The following is a 16,928-nucleotide window of genomic DNA, read 5'->3' as shown; positions in this document are numbered from 1 at the left end:
GCGGCGGCCGGCACCCCGGCGGCGGCCGGCAGCCCCCAGCCCCAGAGGGCCGCGGAGGGAAGCGGCAGCATCAGGAAGCCGTGCTCGACGATGGCGAGCCCCATCAGGGCCGCCACCATGGTGTGTCCGGCCAGCCGGTGGGCCGGCACCTCCCCGACGACCGCCGGGTGCAGCAGCCACAGCAGGGCGGCGGTGCCGAGGCCGAGGGAGACCGGGAAGAGCCGGTTCATCGGCGCCCGGGCGAAGTAGCCGCCGAGGTAGCTCAGGTGCTCGGGCAGGAACTCGGCGTTGAGGTTGCGCACGCCGAGGAAGAGGTTGAGGCGGGCGCTCAGGTTCATCCCCCACAGGACGAGGTAGGTCCAGAGGGCGATGCGGTTGGGCTGCCCGCGGGTCAGCCACAGGATGGCGAGCGCCCCGGTGACGATCGCCGCCTCGTGCCAGAGGTTCGTGGCGGCGGCCTGGACGAAGCGCGCCGGTCCCCGCGCCGCCGGGTCGGCGGCGCGGCGGCGCGGGCCGGTGATGTAGCCCATGTAGAAGGCCATCTCCTGCCAGCCCCAGATCACCAGCGCCGCCGTGAACGCCGCGTAGGCGCCCGCCTCGGTGGCGTCGTCGGCGGTGCGGGCGATCGCCGCGAGCGCCCCGGCGAGCCCGAGGCTCAGGGCCCCGAAGCTCCACGCGTGGGTGCGCCGGGGCCGGTGGTTCAACCAGAGGATCACCCCGGTCGAGAGCCACCAGATCAGGACCGCGTAGAGGATCGGCGGGGCGTAGGCTGACATGCGGCTACCAGGCCGGGCTCAGGCGGATCTGCGCCGGCATCGGGTTCTTGCGGGCCGGGAGCAGCATCAGGCGGGCGAAGGTGAGCCCCGCGAGGCCGACCTGCGCGGCGTGCCTGAGCCGCCCCGCCAGGCCGCCCTGCGCCCGGGCGTCGGCGATCGCCCGCGAGCAGGCGAGCAGGCGCTCGAGGCCCGCCCGGAAGGCCGGGCTGTCGAGGTCGAGGGTGAGCGGAAAAACCTGGCGCGAGATCTCCGAGGTGATGGCGAAGACCTGGTAGTCGTACTCGGTCGGATCGATCCCGAGCGCCTTGTGGAAGGCCGGCCGGCAATGGTCGCGCACGAACATGGTGCAGAACACGGCCAGCAGGAAGAACTTGATCCAGTAGTAGTTGATGCCCGAGAGCAGCTTGGGGTTGGCGCGCATCAGCAGCGCGAAGGCCTCGCCGTGGCGGAACTCGTCGTTGCACCACTTCTCGAACCACTTGAAGATCGGGTGGAAGCGGTTCTCCGGCCGGCGCTCCAGCTCACGGTAGATCGTGATGTAGCGGGCGTAGCCGATCTTCTCGGACAGGTAGGTCGCGTAGAAGATGAACTTGGGCCGGAAGTAGGTGTACTTCTTGGCCTTGGTCAGGAAGCCGAGGTCGACGCCGACGCCGAAATCCTTGAGCGTGTCGTTGATGAAGCCGGCGTGGCGGGCCTCGTCGCGGCTCATCAGGCCGAACAGCTCGCGGATGTCCTTGTTCTGGGCGCGCTTGCGCATCTCGGCGTAGAGCACGCAGCCCGAGAACTCGGCGGTGATCGAGGAGACGAGGAAGTCCAGGAACTCCTTGCGCAGCTCGGGCTCCAGCCCCGAGAGGTCGAGGTCGAAATCGCTGTTGCGCACGAAGTGGCGCTTGTTCGGGTCGGCCTTCATCTCGGCGATGAGGACGTCCCACTCGGCCCGCACCGGCTCGACGTTCGTGCGGTCGAGCTCGGCGAAGTCGGTGGTGTAGAAGCGCGGGCTCAGGAAGGTCGTCTCCTGGGCGTTGCGCGTGCTCTCGTTCAGGGTGCGCTGCGCGGTGGCGGTCATAGCCGTGTCCTTTCCGAGAAGCTGACCTCGTAGAGCTCGGTGAGTTCGAAGTGGCCGGCGAGGCGGGTCCAGAGCCGCTCGGCCCAGCCGGCCCGCACCAGGGTCGCGGTGCGCCGGACCACCAGCCGCTCGCCGTAGGGCACCGAGGTGGGGGCGTCGTGCACCGTGACCTCGTCCCCGGGCCCGGGCTGGAGCCCGCCGTCGAGGGTGACGTGGGCGTGCAGGCTCTCGGGCGTCTGCTCGATCTCGACCGTGCAGGGCACCTCGACGCGGCGTCTCCCGAAGAATCCGATCACGATGCCCCCCTCCCCTGCTCCAGGAGGCGCGCGAAGGCCCCCGCGTTCGTGGGCCCGAAGGCCTCGAGGCTGATGCGCCGGCCCGACGCCGTGTCGTCGAGCGAGAGCGTGCCGTTGTCCCAGCGGGTGAGCCGGAACGGCGGCTCGCGCGAGAAGCCCTCGCGCAGGCGGCCCTGGGCCAGCACCCGCAGGGTCGCCCGCACGAACCCGTCCGTGCCCGGCGCCACGGTGGCGACGAGGCGCCCGTCGCGGGCGTCGCTGATGGCGATGGCGCCGTCGGCCCGGTCCGCGACGGTCATGTCGAGGCTCTCGACGGCCCGCGCCTCGGGCAGGCGGGTGACCCCGACGTCGCCGACCCGGCCGACGGCGACGGCCGCGAGGGCGAAGACGAGGAGGCCGCCGGCCCGCAGGACCTGGGTGCGCGGCACCGGCGTGGTGTGCTCGGGCATCGCGTGCTCCTCGATCGTCAGACGGGATGGGCCGCGGCGAGGCGGCCCGGGAGGTCCGGGGCCGCGTCCGCCGCCGCGACGGCCTGCGGGGCCTGGCCGTGGGCCGCCGCCAGGGCCGCCGCGAGGCGGGTCGCCAGCACGGCGGCGTCGGGCAGCGAGCGCAGCAGCGGCTCGGGCCGGCTCAGGCGCCAGGGCCGGGCGTGCGGCCACAGATGCAGGTAGGCGAGGCGCGTGCCCGCGCGCAGCCGCAGGGGCACGTCGCCGGTGCCGTCGCCGAAGCGCCGCAGGGCGGCCCCCTCGATCTCCCTGAGCGGCAGGTTGACCGTGAGCGAGAGGGCGATGCCGATCTGCAGCAGCACCCGCCGGTCGGTCAGCGTGTAGGTCGTGGTGCGGGCCGAGAGCCAGGCGAGGCCGACGAGGATCGCCAGCGCCGCCGCGCCGATCTCGAGGGTGGCGGCGACGCCCGCCAGGCGCGCCCCCGCCGGGCCCGTCCCGGCCGCGGTGCCCCACAGCGCGAGGAGCGCGAAGTAGGCCGCCACGAGGTCGACGTGGAAGGCTCGGCGGGCGAGGCCCATCACGGTCGGGCGGCCCTGCCAGAGGAGGCGCTCGCCCTCCGGCAGGGGGGCGGGCAGCCCGCGGGGAAGCGGCTCCTGCCTCACAGCAGCGCCTCCATCCGTCCGGGCGTGGCGTAGAGCGTGCCGGCGCCGAAGAACGCCGCGATGCGCTCCTCCTCCAGGATGGTCACGCTGTCGGGGCTGCGCGTCGCCGGGACGTCGGCGAACTGCTCCCCGAGCAGCGCGTCGCAGACCACGGCGTCACGCCCGGTCGAGACGTTGGCGAACACCACCGGCAGCAGCACGCTGCGGGCCGGCTCCGTCCCGGACAGCGCGACCTCGTAGTAGCGCGGCAGGGACTCGCCGCGGTCCACCCAGACGTCCGCGACCGTGCCGACCGTCGTCCGGTCGGCGCCGACGACGCGCATGCCGCGCGGGTCGGTGCTCCGGGCATTGACCACGAACTCGGTCGCGACCCGCAGCGGCACGATGCGGTCGTGCTTCTCCCAGGTCTGGTCGGGCGTGTCGGTGCGGTGCGCGTAGGCGCCGGGGCCGACGCCGTCGCGCAGGCGCTCGGGCGCGGCGTTGGTGGGCTCGATCGGAGCGCCGGGCCAGACCTCGCGCTTGACCGCCGCGAGGGCACCGACCGGGCCCTCGTCGGGCCGCGGGACCAGCACGGTCTTGCCGTCGGCCATGCGGAACTCCTTGGGATCGGGCATGAGCAGGAAGTCCCAGCTCTTGAGACCGCCCGTGACCTCGGATTCGACGGGATAGCCCTCGCGCCGGTCCTCCCGGCGCAGGTAGAATACCAGCCCGGCGAAGAACAACCAGAAGGCGTAGAGCACGAGTTGTGCGACGTCGATGTAGCTGGTGATGGCGCCCTTCGGCATGGCGGATCTCCTCTCCACTAGCCCGGCAGGTTGACGAGGACGGGAGCTGTGTCGGTCGCCCTCTCGCGCCGGACCTCCGGCGGGGGGGCCCGCCGGACCAGCGGCCCGATCGCCACCAGGGTGGCGAACAGGAGCGCGATCTCGATGTGATAGACGACGAGGTAGCCGATCGAGGCGTCGCTCAGGGCCTCCCCGAGGCGGCCCTGGACCGCGAGGGCGGAGCCGACGTCCCGGATGATGCCGCTCGCCGCGATGGCGAGCCCCGCCGCGCTCGCCTGCACGGCGCCCCAGGCGCCGAGCGCGAGCCCGGTCTCGTCGGCCGGCGCGCCGGCCATCGAGGCCGTGAGCGTGCCGTGCGCGAAGAGGCCGCCGCCGAGGCCGATCAGCGTCACGCCCGAGGTGAACAGGGCGCCGGAGGCCAGGGGGGCCGCGAAGACCACCGCCGAGAACGCCGCGATGCCCACGACCGCGCCGGCCGCCGCGACCCGGAACGGGTCGCCGCCGCGGTTGAGCCAGCGCGCCGCCGCCGCGAGGCCGACGCCGCCGCCGATGGCGAGCATCGCGGTCAGCGCCGTCGTGGCGCCGACCGTCAGGTGCAGGATCTGGCCGCCGTAGGGCTCGAGCAGGATGTCCTGCATGCTGAAGGCCGCGGTGCCGAGGCCGGTGGCGACGAGGCGGCGCCGGGCCGGGCCGGGCCCGGCGTAGATCCCCCAGGCCGAGCGGAAATCCTGGCGCGGCCCGCGCACGGAGCGGCCGGGGTCGCGGGCCTCCTGCTTCCACAGGGCGATGCCGTTGAGCAGCATCGTGGCGAGCGCCGCGCCCTGGATGACCTGGATCAGCCGGATCGGGGAGAAGTTCGCGAGGGCGAGGCCGAAGATCAGGGCGCTCGCCATCATGCCGGCGAGCAGCATCGCGCAGAGGAGCGCCACCACCCTGGGCCGCGCGTGGGCCGGCGCGAGGTCGGTCGCGAGGGCGAGGCCGACGGTCTGGGTGGTGTGGAGCCCCGCCCCCACCAGCACGAAGGCGAGCGCGGCGGCGACCTGCCCGATCCAGGCCGGGCCCGTAGTGTCGCCCGACAGGATCAGGAGGGCGAACGGCATGATGGCGAGCCCGCCGAACTGCAGCAGCGTGCCGAACCAGATGTAGGGCACCCGGCGCCAGCCCAGCACCGAGCGGTGGGTGTCGGACCGGAAGCCCACGAGCGCCCGGAACGGCGCGAACAGGAGCGGCAGGGACAGCATCACGGCGACGATCCAGGCCGGTACGTCGAGCTCGACGATCATCACCCGGTTGAGGGTGCCGATCAGCAGCACCGCCGCCATGCCGACCGTGACCTGGAACAGCGACAGCCGCAGGAGGCGCCCGAGCGGCAGCTCCGCCGTCGCGGCGTCCGCGAAGGGCAGGAAGCGCGGCCCGAGCCGGCCGAGCGCCCGGGCGAGGCTGCCGGCGGCGCTCATGGCCGCCCGGCCCGGGGGCGGCGCAGCTCCAGGGCGTTGGAGAGGTAGAAGCCGCTGTTGACCCGCCGCGTCCGGGCGACGCGGAATTCCCGGAGGCGCGGCTCGCCGGCGAGGCGGCGGCGCAGGGCGCCCTCGCCCACCGGCTCGATGGCGGGGGCCCGGTCGCCGCGCGGGAACAGGCGGCCGGCCGCGTGCATCGCCGTGAGGAGCGCGGTGCGGGGCGCCACCGTGAACAGCAGCGATTCCCCGGTGCGTTCGGCGAGCGCGGCCAGGGCCCGAACGATGTCGGGGCAGCGGTAGTGGATCAGGGAATCCATCGCCACGACGTGGTCGAAGGTCCCGGTGCCGGGATCGAGCATGTCGCCGACCCGGAAGTCGAGGCGGCCGGCGAGGCCGAGCCCGGCGGTGCGCTCGCGGGCGAGGCCGACGAGGGTCGGCGAGACGTCGATCGCCACGACCGCGGCCCCGCGCCGGGCCGCCTCGACGGCGAGCGCCCCCGTGCCGCAGCCCGCATCCAGCAGGCGCCGGCCCGTGAGGTCGGCGGGCAGCCAGGAGAGGAGCTCGGCCCGCATGGCGTCGCGCCCGGCCCGGACGGTGGCACGGATGCGGCTCACCGGCGCGTCGGAGGTGAGCCGGGCCCAGGCCTCGACGGCGGTGCGGTCGAAGTAGGTCTCGAGCTGCGAGCGGCGCGCCGCGTAGGTGGTGCTGGTCATCGGTCGAAGCCCCAGGATGCCGTCGGTCACGAAGTCTCCCCGAAGGACGCGGTCAGTCGAAGCCCAGGAACTCGAACAGGTCGCGGTCCTTCATCGGCGTGGCCTCGAGGGGCGGGACGCCGGCCCAGAGCTCCTCGGCGAGCCGCAGGTACTCGTTCTGCACCGCGACGAGCTCGGGCGAGGGGTCCATCTCGAACAGCGTCGCCTTCTTGAGGCGCGAGCGGCGCACCACGTCGAGGTCGCGGAAATGGGCGAGGCGGCGCAGGCCCACCGCGTCGTTGAAGCGGTCGATCTCGTCGGTGTCGGCCGAGCGGTTGGCGATGACGCCCCCCAGGCGCACGGGGTAGTTCTTCGCCTTGGCGTGGATCGCCGCCACGATCCGGTTCATGGCGAAGATCGAGTCGAAGTCGTTGGCCGTGACGACGAGCGCCCGGTCGGCGTGCTGGAGCGGCGAGGCGAAGCCCCCGCAGACGACGTCGCCGAGCACGTCGAAGATCACCACGTCGGTGTCCTCGAGCAGGTGGTGCTCCTTGAGGAGCTTCACGGTCTGGCCGACGACGTAGCCGCCGCAGCCGGTGCCGGCGGGCGGTCCCCCCGCCTCGACGCACATGACGCCGTTGTAGCCCTCGGCGACGAAGTCCTCGACGCGCAGCTCCTCCGAGTGGAACTGCACCGCCTCGAGCGCATCGATCACCGTGGGGGCGAGGCGCTTCGTCAGCGTGAAGGTCGAGTCGTGCTTGGGGTCGCAGCCGATCTGCAGCACCCGCTTGCCGATCTTCGAGAACGCGACCGAGAGGTTCGACGAGGTGGTGCTCTTGCCGATGCCGCCCTTGCCGTAGACGGCGAAGACCTTCGCGGTCTCGATGCGGATGTCGGGGTCGAGCTCGACCTGGAGGCTTCCCTCGGCGCGGCGATCGCCGGAGGGCCGGGCCGCAACGGGGTTTCGGATCGCGATGTTCATGCGGCAGCCTCCGCGGTGATGCCTTCGAGGCGGTCCTCCAGCTCCTCCTCGGCGCGGTCGAGCGCGTCGCGCGTCGCCGCGTCGGGGGTCCAGAAGCCGCGGCGATGCGCCTCGATCAGCCGGTGGGCGACCTTGGCGGAGGCGGCCGGGTTGAGGGCCGCCATGCGCTCGCGCATCGCCGCGTCGAGCACGTAGGTCTCGGTGATGCGCTGGTAGATCCAGGGCGCGACCTGGTCCGTGGTCGCGGACCAGCCGACCGTGTTGGTGAGGTGGGCGTCGATCTGGCGGACGCCCTCGTAGCCGTGGCCGAGCATGCCCTCGACCCATTTCGGGTTGAGCATCCGGGTGCGGGTCTCGAGCGCCACCTGCTCGGCGAGGGAGCGCACCCGGCCCTCGCCCCGGGTCTGGTCGCTGATGTAGACCGGCACCTTGGCGCCGCGGGCCTCGGCCACGGCCCGCGCCATGCCGCCGAGCCCGTCGAAGTAGTGGTCGACCGAGGTCACGCCGACCTCGACCGAGTCGAGGTTCTGGTAGGCGAGGTCGACGCCCGAGAGCACCGTCCGCATCAGCGCCCGCTGCGGCTCTGCCTTGCCGGAGCGCCCGTACGCGAAGCCCTTGCGCCGCGAGAAGGTCTCGCAGAGCTCCTCCCCGTCGCTCCAGCGCCCGCTGTCGACGAGGTGGTTGACGTTGGCCCCGTAGGCGCCCTCGGCGTTGCTGAACACCCGCAGGGCCGCCGTCTCGATGTCGATGCCGTGCGCCGCCTGGTGGGCGAGGGCGTGCTTGCGCACGAAGTTCTGCTCCACGGGCTCGTCCGCGGTGGCGGCGAGGTAGGCGGCCTCGGCGATGAGCCGGGTCTGGAGCGGCAGCAGATCGCGAAAGATGCCCGACAGGGTCGCCACCACGTCGATGCGCGGGCGCCCGAGCGCCTCGAGGGGGATCAGGCTGGCGCCGCAGAGCCGGCCGTAGCCGTCGAAGCGGGGGGCGGCGCCCATCAGCGCCAGGGCCTGCGCGATGGGCGCGCCCTCGCTCTTGAGGTTGTCGCTGCCCCACAGGACCAGGGCGACGCTCTCGGGGTAGCGCGCGCCGTCGGCCTCGTGGCGGGCGAGCAGGCGCGCCGCCTGGGCGCGGCCGTCGGCGAGCGCGAAGGCGCTCGGGATGCGGTAGGGATCGAAGCCGTGCAGGTTGCGGCCGGTCGGCAGGATCGCGGGCGCCCGCAGGATGTCGCCGCCGGCCACCGGGGCGATGAAGCGCCCGTCGAGGGCCCGCAGCAGGGCCGGGATCTCGTGGTCCCGGGCGAGGAGGCGGTCGGTCTCGGCGAGGCTCCGGAAGGCCGCGCGGGTCGCGTCGCCGGGGCTGAGGCCCGCCGCCGCGAGGGCGTCGTCGGGGCCCGCCCCCGCCACCAGCGCCTCGATCCCGGCCCGCGCCACGCTCAGGCCGTGGGCCGATTCGGCGAGCGCGTGCAGCAGGTCGACGCGCTCGGGCGCCGGCGTCCCCTCGCCCACGACGTGCAGGCCGTGCGGGATCAGCGTGTGCTCCAGCTCGATCAGCGCCCCGGTGAGGGCCGCGATGCGGGCCTCCGGGTCCGGGAAGCGGGGCTCGGCCTCGGCGAGGTCGAGGGCGGCGGCCTGGACCTGGATCAGGCCCGCGAGGCTGCGCCGCTCGGCCGCGTCCTCGGGCGGCAGGGCGCGCCAGCGCTCGACCGAGCCCTTCAGCTCGACGAGCCCGCGGTAGAGGCCGGCCTGGGCGAGGCTCGGCGTCAGGTAGCTCACGAGCGTCGCGGCCGAGCGGCGCTTGGCCAGCGTGCCCTCCGAGGGGTTGTTGGCGGCGTAGAGGTAGATGTTCGGCAGGTCGCCGATGAGGCGGTCGGGCCAGCAGCCGGCCGCGAGCCCGGCCTGCTTGCCGGGCATGAACTCGAGCGCGCCGTGGGTGCCGAAGTGGAGCACCGCGTCGGCGCGGAAATCCTCGCGCAGGTAGCGGTAGAAGGCCGAGAAGGCGTGGGTGGGGGCGAACCCCTTCTCGAACAGGAGCCGCATCGGGTCGCCCTCGTAGCCGAAGGCGGGCTGCACCCCGACGAAGACGTTGCCGAACTGCGCGCCGAGCACGAGCAGCGAGGACCCGTCGCTCTGGTGCCGGCCGGGCGCGGGGCCCCACTGCGCCTCGATCTCGGCGAGCCAGCGCTCGCGGCGCACGTGCTCGTCGGCCGGGACGCGGTGGGCGACGTTGGCGGGGGCGCCGTACCGGAGGGCGTTGCCGACGAGCACGCGCTCGCGCAGGGCCTCGGGGCTCGCCGGCACCTCGACCGTGTAGCCGTCGGCGGCGAGGCCCTTCAGGGTGTTGTGGAGGGAGTGCCACACCGACAGGAAGGCCGCGGTGCCGGTGGCGCCGGCGTTGGGCGGGAAGTTGAACAGCACCGCGGCGACCCGGCGCTCGGCCTTCGGGCGCCGGCGCAGGGCGACGAGGCGACCGACCCGGGCGGCCAGCATCGCGGCGCGCTCCGGGTGCACGCTCATGTCGCGGGCGTTCCCGGTGCCCGAGCGGCTGGAGCGGCCGCCGAACACCATCGGGGAGGTGGCGCCGTCGATCTCGGGGATCGCCACCATCATGGTGGCCTCGACCGGCGACAGGCCGCGCTCGGAGGCCTCCCACTGCTCGAGGGTCTGGAACTCCACCGCCTGGGCGGCGAGGTAGGGGACGTCGAGCCCCTCCAGCATGGCGGCCGCCGCCGGGGCGTCGTTGTAGGCCGGCCCGCCGACGAGGGAGAAGCCGGTGAGCGACACCAGGGCGTCGATGGCCGGCCGCCCGTCCCGGAGGAAGAAGCGCGCGACCGCCGGGCGGTTGTCGAGGCCGCTGGCGAAGGCCGGCACCACCGCGAGACCCCGGCCCTCCAGGGCCGCGATCACCCCGTCGTAATGGGCGGTGTTCCCGGCGAGCACGTAGGAGCGCATCAGCAGGAGGCCGACCCGGCCGCGGACCGGGCCCTGCGGCAGCGGCAGCCGGTCGGCCCGCTCGCCGACGCGGCCCGGCAGCCGCGGGTGATAGAGGCCGGTCTCCGGGTAGGCGACCGGGGCCTCGGCCTTCAGGGCCTCGCGCCAGCCGGCGCGGGGCCCGGCGGCGTAGCGCCCGGCGAGAAAGCGCACCAGGTTGACGACGTTCCGGTCCGAGCCGGAGAGCCAGTATTGCAGCGTCAGGAAGTAGGCCCGCACGTCCTGGGCCGAGCCCGGGATGAAGCGCAGGATGCGGGGGATCTGGCGCAGGAGCGCCATCTGCCGGGCGCCGCTGCTCTGGCCGGGCTTCGTGCCCGGCTTGCCGCGCAGGCGCTTCAGGAAGTCGAGCGCCCCGCGCTGCGAGCCGTCCATGGCGAAGCGGTTGAGGCGGGTGGTGCGCACCACCTCGCCGGCCGAGAGGCAGCCGACCATCGCGTCGCAACCGGGCTGGCGCGCCAGGAGGGCCGGCAGCACCGCGCGGACGTGCTCGTCCATGAACAGCATCGCCGAGAGCACGATGTCGGCCCGGGCGATGTCGGCCCGGCAGGCCTCGAGGGCGTCCGGGTCGGTGTCCCACTCGGCCGCGGCGTGGAAGCCGAGGGTCAGGCCCGGGGCCTCGCGGGCGAGGACCGCGCGGGCGCGCTCCACCGCCCCCGCGAGGTGGTTGTCGAGCGTGACGATGACGACGCGCAGCGGCGGCAGGGCCCTGCCGGCGTCAGCGGCTGAAATGCGCTTTTGCATCGTACAGGGTCTCGAGGGTGATGAGCGGGAGCGAGCGCTCGCGGGCGAAGCGCTCGGTGTTGTGACGGGCCTTGCCCCGCACGAAGAACGGGATCTTCCTCAGCTCCTTCTCGGCGTCGGCCGCCCACGCCACCGTGATCGCGGCGGGCGCGGGCGCGGGCGCGGCGGCGGGCTCCGGCCTCGGCTGCCCGCCGAGATGCGAGGGCGCGACGCCGTCGTGGAATTCCGGGTCGTCCCGGAACATCGCCAGGAGGTGCTCCTCCAGGCCCATCATCAGGGGGTGCACGAAGGCGTCGAACAGGACGTTGGCGCCCTCGAACCCCATCTGCGGCGAGTGGCGGGCCGGGAAATCCTGCACGTGCATCGGCGCCGAGATCACCGCGCACGGGATGCCGAGGCGCTTGGCGACGTGGCGCTCCATCTGGGTGCCGAGGACGAGCTCCGGCTGGCAGGCCGCGATGGCGGCCTCGACGTCGAGGTAGTCGTCGGTGATCAGCGCCTCGATCCCGTGGCTCTGCGCCTCCGCCCGCACCTCGCGGGCGAATTCGCGGCCGTAGGTGCCGAGGCCCACCACCGTGAAGCCGAGCTCGGAGCGGGCCACCCGGGCGGCCGCCAGGGCGTGGGTGGCGTCGCCGAAGACGAAGACGCGCTTGCCCGTGAGGTAGGTCGAGTCGACCGAGCGCGTGTACCAGGGCAGGCGCGACGGCGCGCCGGCGAGGACCGGGCCCGGATCGACGCCGGCCGCCGCCGCCACCGCCTCGACGAAGGCCACGGTCGCCTTCACGCCGATCGGCACCACGTCCACGAGGGGCTGGCCGAACGTGCGCTCCAGCCACTGCGCGGCGCTGCGCGCCACCTCCGGGTAGAGCACGACGTTGAAGTCCGCCTCCCCGAGCCGCCCGAGGTCGGAGGGCGAGGCGCCGAGGGGCGCCACCACGTTCACCCCGATGCCGAGGCGCCCGACGAGGTCCTGCACCTCGCGCAGGTCGTCGCGGTGGCGGAAGCCGAGCGCCGTCGGGCCGAGGATGTTGCAGGTCGGGCGCGCCCCGGGCGCGCGGTCCGGGCGCGCCCCGGGTGCGCGGCCGGCCGGCGGGCGGGCGAGGGCGCGCACGAGCCGGTAGAAGGTCTCGGAGGCGCCCCAGTTCTCCTTCTTCTGGTAGGCCGGCAGTTCCAGCGGCACCACCGGGATCGGCAGGTCGAGGGCCCGCGCGAGCCCGCCCGGGTCGTCCTGGATCAGCTCGGCCGTGCAGGAGGCGCCGACGATCATCGCCTCGGGCCGGAAGCGCGCGTAGGCCTCCCGCACCGCGTTCTTGAAGATCTCGGCGGTGTCGCGGCCGAGGTCCTGGGCCTGGAAGGTCGTGTAGGTGACGGGCGGGCGGGCGTCGCGCCGCTCGATCATCGTGAAGAGCAGGTCGGCGTAGGTGTCGCCCTGGGGGGCGTGCAGGACGTAGTGGAGGCCGCGCATCGCCGTGGCGACCCGCATCGCCCCGATATGGGGCGGTCCCTCGTAGGTCCAGACCGTGAGCTGCATCGCGCTCAGACCTCCAGCCGGGTGCGGCGATTGAGCGGGCGGGCGAACAGCTCGGCGAGGTCCCCGGCCTGGTCGTAGCCCTGGATCGGGGTGAACAGGAGCTCGATCGACCACTTGGTCGTCACGCCCTCCGCCTCGAGCGGGTTGGCGAGGCCGAGGCCGCAGACCGCGATGTCGGGCCTGACCGCCCGGCAGCGGTCGAGCTGGTCGTCGAGGCTCTGGCCCTCGCTGACGACCGTCCCGTCGGGCAGGAGCCGCAGCTCCTCGGCGAGGTGCTGGCGGTGCAGGTAGGGCGTGCCGACCTCGAGGAGCGCGGCCCCGAGCTCGCGCGCCAGGAAGCGGGCGAGCGGGACCTCGAGCTGGGAATCGGGGAAGAAGAACACGCGGCGGCCGGCGATGAGCGCCCGCTGGCGCGCGAGGCTCGCGCGCGCCCGGGCGCGCCCGGGCGCGGTCACGGCCTCGAAGCGCTCCGGGGCCACGCCGAACGCCTCGGCGGCGGCCCGCAGCCACAGGGTCGTGCCCTCCTCGCCGAGGGGGAACGGGGCCGCGAGCCGCACCGCGCCGCGCGCCTCGAGGGCCCGGGCGGTGTCGGCCAGGAAGGGCTGGGCCAGGAGGAAGCGGGTGCCCGGCCCGACCGGGGGCTGCTCGGCGGCGCGGCGCCCCGGCAGGAAGCGCACCGGGATGCCGAGGGCGGCGAAGAGGCGGGCGAACTGGTCCTCGACCACGTCCGCGAGGGCGCCCGCGACGAGGAGCGGCGCGGGGGCGCCCGCCGCCTCCGGCGGCAGCCCCGGCACGAGGGCCGCCAGGCAGGCGTCCTCGCCCTGCGTGAAGGTGGTCTCGATGCCGCTGCCCGAGTAGCTCAGCACCCGCACGCCGGGGGCGACGCGGTGCGAGAGGCGCTCGGCCGCCCGGCCGAGGTCGAGCTTGATCACCTCGGACGGGCAGGAGCCGACGAGGAACAGGAGCCGGATGTCGGGCCGGCGCTCCAGGAGGCGGCGCACCACCCGGTCGAGCTCCTCGTTCGCGTCGGCGAGGCCGGCGAGGTCGCGCTCGTCGATGATCGCGGTGGCGAAGCGCGGCTCGGAGAAGATCATCACGCCGGCGGCGGACTGGATCAGGTGCGCGCAGGTGCGCGAGCCGACGACGAGGAAGAACGCGTCCTGGATCTTGCGGTGCAGCCAGACGATGCCGGTGAGCCCGCAGAACACCGCCCGCTGCCCGCGCTCCTGGCGCAGGACCGGGCCGCCCGCGGCGCCGGGGAGCGGGGCGTGCGCGTTCACCGGGCCGCCTCCGCCAGGCGGGCACCCGCCGGGCGGGCGGGCGCCCCGGCCCGCGCCGCCCGGAGCTTGAGGAGGAACTGGCCGGCGTTGACGAGGTAGGTCGCGTAGGCCGCGAGGGCGAGGAGCATCAGCGCCCGGGTGCCGACGCCGCCCGAGGCCAGCGCCACCAGGTAGGCGGTGTGGAGCGCCAGCACCAGCATGCTGACGACGTCCTCCCAGTAGAAGGCGGGGGCGAACAGGTAGCGCCCGAACACCGCCTTCTCCCAGAGCGACCCGGTGACCATGATGGCGTAGAGGGCGAGCGTCTTGGCGACCACGGAGGCGTTGGCCGCCGCCTCGCCCTCGCCGGTCGCCAGGGTGCGCAGCACCAGCACCGCGCTGACGAGGAAGACCGCGAACTGGACCGGCGCAAGGACGCCCTGCACCACCGTCCAGGGGGTGGCGTCGCGCCGCCGGCGCTGCGCCGCCGTGTACAGGACCGGCCGGTCTCCGGGATACGTCATCGCCGCCTGCCCTGCCTCGTTACCGCCCCGCCCGGCCCCCGTTGGCGGTGGTTCCGGACGGAGGGCAGCCTAGGGCCAGGCCGACGAGAGTGTCAACACAAGTTGACAGTCCGGCGGGCTGACATTTCCCTGCCGTCGGCGAGATTGGGTCTTGCGCGATGGAGTGAGAGGCGTATCTTCCGCAAAGGTTACAACCTCGACTTGCCGATACCGGCCGCGCTCCGCCGCGACCGGCCAAGAACCAAAGAAAAATGTCCTAGCGGCAAGCGCAGACCGGGCAATATGCGCGGGGGGAGGCGCCAGTGGGTGAGCTGAGGCATTTCAGCCAAGCGTCTGGAGTCGCGTCTGTTTCCCGCGAGAGGCCGCGGCCCGGCGGCGTGGACCATGCGCCGGCCGCCCAGGCGGGCGACCCGCGCTGGCGCGACGACCTCGCGCGGGTCGTCGAGGCGGAGATCATCCCTCGGCTGATGCTCGCCCACGGCGGCGGGGCGCCGCAGCGCCGCCCGACCCGCCACAGGCCCGAGCCCGAGGACGTGGTGCGGTTCAGCTCCCTGATCCTGGCCGACCAGGAGACCGACCCGGCGGCCGAGGTGCGGGCGATGCTGGAGGAGGGCCTGAGCCTGGAGAGTCTGCTCCTCGACCTGATGGCCCCGACGGCGCGCCACCTCGGCCTGCTCTGGGAGCAGGACATCTGCGACTTCGTCCAGGTCACGGTGGCGATGGGGCGGCTGCGGCGCATGGTGCACGGGCTCGAGAGCCTGTGCGGCGAGCCGGCCGAGGCCTGCCCGTCGAGCCGCCGCATCCTGCTGATGCCCGCCCCCGGCGAGGCGCACACGTTCGGGTTGACGATCGTGGACCGCTTCTTCCGCGAGGCCGGCTGGGAGGTGGTGTCGAGCCTCGGGCAGGAGGATTTCGATCCCCTGCGGCGCGTCAGGGACGAGTGGTTCGACGTCGCCGGGTTCTCCCTCTCCGACGAGGGCCGCCTCGGCACCCTCGGCGAGACCATTCCGGAGATGCGGCGCGCCTCCTGCAACCAGGCCCTGCGGCTGCTCGTGGGGGGCCCCGCCTTCCACGAGCGGCCGGACCGGCTCCGCCTCGTCGGGGCCGACGCGGCGGTGACGGATGCCCGGGCCGCGCCCGGAATCGCCGAAAACCTGCTTGATCTGCGCGTAAGAGCCTGCTGAAACACGTGTTCATGGTGGTCGGCGAGTTGCGGTAGCCCGTGAACAGTTCAGTGAGCCTAACTGCGAAGGATGCTTTCGCGGTGCTTCGAGATGCCGTCGCCCACCTGGATGCGGAGACGACGGGGGTCCTGGTCGCGGCCGCGACGGACCTCTCGCTCGTCGTCGACCACGACGGCGTGATCCGCGACGCGACCTTCGGCAGCGACGACCTCGCGGACGAGGGCGTCGGCCGCTGGCTCGGGCGGCGCTGGATCGACACCGTCACGGTCGAGAGCCGGCCGAAGATCGCGGACCTGCTCCAGGACGCCGCGCCCGGCGCGGTGACGCGCTGGCGCCAGGTCAACCACCCCTCGGCGAGCGGCATCGACGTGCCGATCCGCTACTCCGCCCTGCGGCTGCCCGGGAACGGGCCGATCATCGCCATCGGCCGCGATCTCAGGGCGCTCGCGGCCCTGCAGCGCCGGCTCGCCGAGTCGCAGCAGGCCCTCGAGCGCGACTACCTGCGCCTGCGCGGGGCCGAGACCCGCTACCGGATGCTGTTCCAGCTCGCCGGCGAGGCGGTGATGATCGTCGACGCGGCGACGCGCCGGGTGGCGGAGGTCAACCCGGCGACCGCGCGCCTGCTCGGCCGGGCGGCCAAGCGGATCGTGGGCCAGGACCTCGTCGACCTGTTCGAGCCCGAGAGCGGCAAGGCCGTGCAGGCGCTCCTCGTGGGCCTGCGCCTCACGGGCCAGGCCGAGGACGTCGCGGCCCGCCTCGCCAACCGGCGCGGGGAGGCGCGCGTCGCGGCCGCCCTGTTCCGGCAGGACAGCACGACCCACATCCTGGTGCGGCTCTCGCCCTCCCTCGCCGCGGCGCCCGGCCCGGGCCCGGCGCGCTCGGGCGTGCTCAACGTCATCGACGCGCTGCCGGAGGGCTTCGTGCTCACGGACCGCAACCGGCACGTGCTCGCCGCCAACGCGGCGTTCCTGGACCTCGCCCAGCTCGCGAGCGAGCAGCAGGCCAAGGGCGAATCGCTCGACCGCTGGCTCGGCCGCGAGGGCACCGAGTTCAGCGCCCTGTTCGCCACCCTGGTCGAGCACGGCTCGGTGCGGCACTTCGCGACGGTCGTGCGCGGCGAGTTCGGGGGCCTCGAGGAGGTCGAGGTCGCCGCCGTCTCGGTGCCGGGCGGGGAGCAGCCCTGCCTCGGCTTCACGGTCCGCTCCGTGCCGCGCCGGATCGTCCCCGCGGCCGTCCCGGGCGGGCGCGAGTTCCCCCGCTCCGTCGAGCAGATGACCGAGCTCGTCGGCCGCGTCTCGATGAAGAACCTCGTGCGCGAGACCACCGACCTGATCGAGCGCCTCTGCATCGAGGCCGCCCTCAAGATCACCAACGACAACCGCGCCTCGGCGGCGGAGATGCTGGGGCTCAGCCGCCAGGGCTTCTACGCCAAGCTGCGCCGCTACGGCCTGGGCGACCTCGACGGCATCGACGAGCCCGACGAGACCGAGCACTGAGCCCCCGGCCCCTCGGGGCCGGGATGGCTGTCGCTGCGGAAGCCGCC

The 16,928-nt window shown here is 74.1% G+C and carries 15 protein-coding genes; 2 read left to right on the top strand and 13 right to left on the bottom strand.

Annotation, left to right across the window (positions count from 1 at the left end; all coding sequences use genetic code 11):
* The 13 genes from puhE to bchF form a co-directional block, all read right to left on the bottom strand.
* A partial coding sequence (gene puhE, locus DT057_RS16490; RefSeq protein ID WP_162501424.1) for a putative photosynthetic complex assembly protein PuhE occupies positions 1-776 on the bottom strand: 776 nt, incomplete at its 3' end.
* 4 nt (positions 777-780) lie between these two features.
* Positions 781-1,842, bottom strand: a complete 1,062-nt coding sequence (gene acsF, locus DT057_RS16485; protein WP_128563190.1) for a magnesium-protoporphyrin IX monomethyl ester (oxidative) cyclase — start codon at positions 1,840-1,842, stop codon at positions 781-783.
* On the bottom strand, positions 1,839-2,135 hold the full coding sequence (locus DT057_RS16480) for a hypothetical protein (protein ID WP_128563196.1): 297 nt from the start codon (positions 2,133-2,135) through the stop codon (positions 1,839-1,841). The genes acsF and DT057_RS16480 overlap by 4 nt, the downstream gene beginning before the upstream one ends.
* Complete coding sequence (gene puhC / locus DT057_RS16475) at positions 2,135-2,587, bottom strand: photosynthetic complex assembly protein PuhC (RefSeq protein ID WP_128563189.1); 453 nt, start codon at positions 2,585-2,587, stop codon at positions 2,135-2,137. Before puhC ends, DT057_RS16480 begins: the two co-directional genes overlap by 1 nt.
* A 17-nt stretch (positions 2,588-2,604) precedes the next feature.
* Entirely contained in the window at positions 2,605-3,246 is a 642-nt protein-coding gene (gene puhB, locus DT057_RS16470; protein ID WP_238313785.1) for a photosynthetic complex putative assembly protein PuhB, read from the bottom strand.
* Positions 3,243-4,031 (bottom strand): photosynthetic reaction center subunit H, encoded by a 789-nt coding sequence (puhA, locus tag DT057_RS16465; protein ID WP_128563188.1) that lies wholly within the window; start codon positions 4,029-4,031, stop codon positions 3,243-3,245. The genes puhB and puhA overlap by 4 nt, the downstream gene beginning before the upstream one ends.
* Positions 4,032-4,048: 17 nt before the next feature.
* Positions 4,049-5,488 (bottom strand): BCD family MFS transporter, encoded by a 1,440-nt coding sequence (locus tag DT057_RS16460; RefSeq protein WP_128563187.1) that lies wholly within the window; start codon positions 5,486-5,488, stop codon positions 4,049-4,051.
* A complete protein-coding gene (gene bchM, locus DT057_RS16455; protein WP_128563194.1) occupies positions 5,485-6,201 on the bottom strand; it encodes a magnesium protoporphyrin IX methyltransferase in 717 nt (238 codons plus the stop codon). Before bchM ends, DT057_RS16460 begins: the two co-directional genes overlap by 4 nt.
* Before the next feature lie 52 nt (positions 6,202-6,253).
* Complete coding sequence (bchL, locus tag DT057_RS16450; RefSeq protein WP_128563186.1) at positions 6,254-7,162, bottom strand: ferredoxin:protochlorophyllide reductase (ATP-dependent) iron-sulfur ATP-binding protein; 909 nt, start codon at positions 7,160-7,162, stop codon at positions 6,254-6,256.
* On the bottom strand, positions 7,159-10,887 hold the full coding sequence (locus tag DT057_RS16445; protein ID WP_128563185.1) for a magnesium chelatase subunit H: 3,729 nt from the start codon (positions 10,885-10,887) through the stop codon (positions 7,159-7,161). The genes bchL and DT057_RS16445 overlap by 4 nt, the downstream gene beginning before the upstream one ends.
* A complete protein-coding gene (gene bchB, locus DT057_RS16440; RefSeq protein WP_128563184.1) occupies positions 10,862-12,418 on the bottom strand; it encodes a ferredoxin:protochlorophyllide reductase (ATP-dependent) subunit B in 1,557 nt (518 codons plus the stop codon). Before bchB ends, DT057_RS16445 begins: the two co-directional genes overlap by 26 nt.
* 5 nt (positions 12,419-12,423) lie before the next feature.
* Complete coding sequence (locus DT057_RS16435) at positions 12,424-13,698, bottom strand: ferredoxin:protochlorophyllide reductase (ATP-dependent) subunit N (RefSeq protein WP_128563183.1); 1,275 nt, start codon at positions 13,696-13,698, stop codon at positions 12,424-12,426.
* The gene (gene bchF, locus DT057_RS16430) at positions 13,695-14,201 is read right to left on the bottom strand and encodes a 2-vinyl bacteriochlorophyllide hydratase (protein WP_128563182.1); all 507 of its coding nucleotides are present in this window, start codon (positions 14,199-14,201) and stop codon (positions 13,695-13,697) included. The genes DT057_RS16435 and bchF overlap by 4 nt, the downstream gene beginning before the upstream one ends.
* A gap of 377 nt (positions 14,202-14,578) precedes the next feature.
* Between bchF and DT057_RS16425 the strand changes: the two genes are divergently transcribed.
* Both DT057_RS16425 and ppsR read left to right on the top strand, forming a co-directional pair.
* On the top strand, positions 14,579-15,385 hold the full coding sequence (locus DT057_RS16425) for a cobalamin B12-binding domain-containing protein (RefSeq protein ID WP_238313786.1): 807 nt from the start codon (positions 14,579-14,581) through the stop codon (positions 15,383-15,385).
* 80 nt (positions 15,386-15,465) lie between these two features.
* Positions 15,466-16,881, top strand: a complete 1,416-nt coding sequence (gene ppsR / locus DT057_RS16420; RefSeq protein WP_128563181.1) for a transcriptional regulator PpsR — start codon at positions 15,466-15,468, stop codon at positions 16,879-16,881.
* The last annotated feature ends 47 nt before the right edge of the window (positions 16,882-16,928 follow it).

This window comes from Methylobacterium crusticola (assembly GCF_003574465.1).
Lineage (GTDB): Bacteria > Pseudomonadota > Alphaproteobacteria > Rhizobiales > Beijerinckiaceae > Methylobacterium > Methylobacterium crusticola.
Note: the sequence above shows the minus strand (reverse complement) of the source record. Positions and strands in the feature narration are given on the sequence as shown.